This is a genomic window from Syntrophorhabdus sp. (genome assembly GCA_012719415.1).
GTDB lineage: Bacteria > Desulfobacterota > Syntrophorhabdia > Syntrophorhabdales > Syntrophorhabdaceae > Delta-02.
In genome coordinates, this window is record JAAYAK010000159.1 from 1 (window position 1) to 4,203 (window position 4,203).

The following is a 4,203-nucleotide window of genomic DNA, read 5'->3' on the forward strand; positions in this document are numbered from 1 at the left end:
ACGATGGTACCCCAGACGGGAGTCGTATCGATGGCGCGATGGAGTTTTTCCGGTGAGCTATCCGTGGTATCGCCCGCCCAGGAAGCGCCGAGTTCCCGGGAAAAATCCCTCTCCCCCGGGCTGCGGGCAAAGACAAATATCTTCGACGAAGGATACATGTGACGGACCATCTGGATAACGAGGTGTGCCGAAGCGCCGAAACCGACGAGACCTATGTTCTCGCCATCGCGCATCCCCGTGAGGCGAAGCGACCTGTACCCTATCGTTCCGGCACATAGAAGGGGTGCGGCCTCAACATCCTTGAAGATGTCGGGCACCGTGAACGCGAAGGTCTCGGGCACCACCATGTACTCGGCGTACCCACCGTTGGCGTCCCTGCCGGTGGCCACAAACTCCCCGCAAAGGTTGTCGTCCCCTTCGCGGCAAAATTCACATGTTCCGCAGGAAGAGTATATCCAGGCGACCCCCACCCTGTCGCCCTGTTTCAGGCGCTTCGTACCGGGCCCACACTCCTCCACCGAACCGATGACCTGGTGCCCGGGAACAACGGGAAACCTCGGGGGCGGTGTTCTCCCCTCGATCTCGTCGAGTTCCGTGTGACAGACACCGCAGGCGTGAACGCGGATAAGGACCTCACCCTTCACCGGCTCGGGGACGGGCATGTCCACGAGCCTCAATGGCTCCCTCTCGGTCCTCAGGTCGCATATCTTCTCCAACACCATCGCTTTCACGGCTACCCTCTCGGTACAGCTTATGCCTCTGTCTGTGGCGTGTCACGTGAGGCCTGTGACGTGGGACCGCTCTATCTGATCGACAGAAGTTCGAGGTCGCATATGATGACGGCGTTGGGGCCCACCATCGTACCCGCGCCGGTCTCGCCGAAGGCAAGCTCCGGAGGGATATAGAGACGCCACGTGGACCCGGCTGGCATCTTCGTCAGGGCTTCAGCCCATCCCTTTATCACTATCTTGTTCACTGCGATCTCGGCGGGCCTGTTGTTCCAGTACGTGCTCTCAAATTCCACCCCGTCGACCAGCCTGGCCTTGTAGTGGATCGTGACGATATCGCTCATCTTCGGGATGGGGCCCTTGCCCTCCCTGAGAATGAAGTACTGCAGGCCGCTCCCGAGGGTCACAATGCTCTTGCGCTGCCTGTTCTCCTTGAGGAACGCCTCCCCTTCCCGTTTGTTCTTCTCGCCCAGTTTCCTGACCAGGTCCTTCTCGTATTCGTCAAGGGTCGTCTTCACCTCCTGGTCCGACATGGAGGGCTGCCCCCGAACGGTATCGCGTATTCCGCGGACGATCATGTCTGGATCTATATCTATTCCAAGGTTCTTCATGTTACGCCCGATGCTCACGCCGAGCGCGTACCCGGTCTTCTCCCTCGTGAGCGCCGGTCCGCCCTTGCCTTGCGCCAGAACGGGCACCGCCGTCATGAAACACAGCACCAGAAAGACCGCAACACATGCCAAAAAACAGGATCTCCTTCGGGAAACAAAACTCACCCCTGCCTCCTTTCCGCCCCTTCGCGGCCTATGGGTTTTTCATGTTTCATATGTTATTCCATGGCCTTAGAATTGTCAAATCTCCGATTTACTAGAACAATAGCTTTACATAACACTTCAGAAATTGTACATTACTGGAACAAAAAATTTTTTAACAACTTCAGGAGATCGGACGATGTCAGACGAACAGATCAACAACCAGGAAAATATTGAAGAAAGGAGCGCAACAGAAAGCGGACACGAAGAAGATTTTGCACAGCTTTTCGAACAGAGCACGCAATCGGTCAAGAGACTCGAACCGGGACAGCGGGTAACCACCCGCATCGCCGGCATCTCGGGCGATTTTGTCTATATCGACCTCGGCGGCAAGAGCGAGGGCGTCATCGACAGAAAGGAATTTCTCAACGAGGAAGGTGCCGTCACCGTTCAGGATGGTGATGAGATCGAGGCCTACTTCGTGACCGTGGAGAATGGAGCCAGAAAGTTCACCACCTTGATCCACAGCTTCCCGAGCATCACCCTGCAAAGCATCAAGAACGCCTTCGACGCCGACATCCCTGTCACGGGAAAGGTGGCTTCGGAGCTCAAGGGCGGCTACGAGATCCGCGTCGGCAAAGTGCGCTGCTTTTGCCCGTACTCACAGATGGACCTCAAGGGAAGCAGGGACGCCGGAACGTACATCGGCGAGACATTCCCCTTCAAGGTGCTTGAATACAAGGAACGGGGACGCAATATCATTCTTTCCCGCCGCGCCCTACTGGAAAAGGAACTGGAAAAGGAAAAGGAAAAGCTCAAGGAAACCCTTGCCGTCGGTATGGATATCGCAGGCAAGGTGCGGTCGATCCAAAGGTTCGGCGCCTTTGTCGACATCGGCGGCATCGATGGGCTTATTCCGCTGAGCGAACTCTCGTGGATCAAGGGATCAAGACCGGGAGACCTTGTCAGTATCGGTGACGAGGTGAAGACGAGGATACTCGAGATCGACTGGGCAAGGGACAGGATAACCTTGAGCCTCAAAGCGGTCCTTCCCGATCCCTTCCTGTCGGTACCTGAGAAATACCCTGTGGATTCAACGGTCCAGGGGGTGGTCGTCCGTCTCGAAAGCTTCGGCGCTTTCGTGAACCTCGAACCGGGCATCGACGGGCTCATCCCCATCTCAAAGCTTGGGGCGGGCAGAAGGATCAACCATCCGAAAGAAGTGCTCGAACCGGGCCAGCAGGTCGAGGCAAGGGTCGTGGATATCAGCACCGAAAAGAGAAGGCTCACCCTCTCGATGGAACGCAAGATCGTCGTGGAAGCGGTGGATCTGCCCGCGATCGGCACGCTCCTCGAGACAAAGGTGGAGCGCGTCATCTCATCGGGGATCATCGTACGCATCAAGGACGGGTTGACGGGCTTTATTCCAAACGTCGAGATGGGCACCCTGAAGGGAACGAACCACAGCAAGATGTTCCCCGTGGGCTCCCCCATGCAGGCGGTGGTAGTCGCCACCGACCCCTCCCGGGGCCGTGTGAGCCTGTCGAGGACCAAGGTCGATGAGAAGATAGAGCTTGACAGCTACACCCAGTACAGGGACAAGGTGAAAGAGGAAGAGCGGTCCGACGAGAAATTGGGCAGCCTCGGTGAACTTCTGAGGAACAAGCTCGGACTGTAACGACGATCACCCGGGACGGGAGGAGATCGACAGATCGATGACAGGTCAGCTCGCAAATCAACGGGGCGGGGCGGCGCGATGGCTCTTCATTATCATCATTATCGCGGCCGCCTTCTTCGGTTACCAGTACTTCAAGAAGACCCCCCGATACGCCCTGATCCAGTTCAAGAAGGCCATCCTCTTCAGCAGTGCCGAAACGGCCCAGAGATACGCGGATTTCGACAGCGTTGTCCGGTCACTGCCTGACAGCGCCACCCTGGGGCAGCCTGACGAAACCGTCAAGAAGCGCCTCATCTATGAGATAGACTCCCCGCACGAGAAAAGCTATTTCGCGAAGGTGAAGGGATGGTCCGTCATCCGGTGCCCGATCGCCGTCACGGCCGACCAGGCTTCAGCGACAGCACAGCCGACGCCGAACACCTCGGTGACCCTGCAGAGACTGGATAACGAACAATGGGTCATCATCGCGATAGAGACACCTTAGGAGGCACCCGGCCGCCTCATGGAAAAGAATGAACAGGTGCGCAGAAAGGGCCCGATCCTTATCGGCTCCATATGCGCCGCCCTCATCCTCCTTGCCGCCTTCGGCTTTCTGTATGCCCGAACGACTCCCTACTACAGCCTGTACATGTTCAAGAAAGCCATAGTGAACCGTGACGCCGGACAGGTCCTCCGATATCTCGACACCGACAGCATTCTCGATAACATGGCCAAGGACGTCTTCGCGCGAATGGACAAGAAGGAACCCCCGCGCAATAAGTTCGAGGAACACATGCGTGCCGCAGGCAAGGACCTCGCCGCACAGCTTCTGCCCCAGCTCAAGGCGCAGATGGGAGAATCCATAACGAACCTCCTCCTCTCCTACAACGACGAACAGCTCTTCGGCAACCTCCGCAGGGCAACCGTGTTCGCTCTTTCCATTACGACCCGCGGCAACACCGCCGACGTCCGCCAGCGCGGCAAGGACAGGGTGAGTTTCACCATGGCCCGGTCCCCCCAGGGCCACTGGCGAATAACCTCCATCAACCCCGAGGAAATGAAACTG

General features: G+C 57.6%; 5 protein-coding genes. 3 read left to right on the forward strand and 2 right to left on the reverse strand.

Annotated elements, in window-relative coordinates; genetic code table 11:
- Both GXX82_09560 and GXX82_09565 read right to left on the reverse strand, forming a co-directional pair.
- Positions 1-731, reverse strand: a 731-nt coding sequence (locus tag GXX82_09560; protein ID NLT23281.1) for an alcohol dehydrogenase catalytic domain-containing protein, incomplete at its 3' end; no start/stop codon positions are given.
- Positions 732-802: 71 nt separating this feature from the next.
- Positions 803-1,471, reverse strand: coding sequence for an FKBP-type peptidyl-prolyl cis-trans isomerase (locus GXX82_09565; protein NLT23282.1), 669 nt, complete (start codon positions 1,469-1,471; stop codon positions 803-805).
- 208 nt (positions 1,472-1,679) lie between these two features.
- Between GXX82_09565 and GXX82_09570 the strand changes: the two genes are divergently transcribed.
- The 3 genes from GXX82_09570 to GXX82_09580 all read left to right on the forward strand — a co-directional run.
- The gene (locus GXX82_09570; protein ID NLT23283.1) at positions 1,680-3,158 is read left to right on the forward strand and encodes a S1 RNA-binding domain-containing protein; all 1,479 of its coding nucleotides are present in this window, start codon (positions 1,680-1,682) and stop codon (positions 3,156-3,158) included.
- Between the two features lie 37 nt (positions 3,159-3,195).
- Complete coding sequence (locus tag GXX82_09575) at positions 3,196-3,642, forward strand: hypothetical protein (protein ID NLT23284.1); 447 nt, start codon at positions 3,196-3,198, stop codon at positions 3,640-3,642.
- An 18-nt stretch (positions 3,643-3,660) separates the two neighbouring features.
- On the forward strand, positions 3,661-4,203 hold a 543-nt coding region (locus tag GXX82_09580), incomplete at its 3' end, for a DUF2939 domain-containing protein (GenBank protein ID NLT23285.1).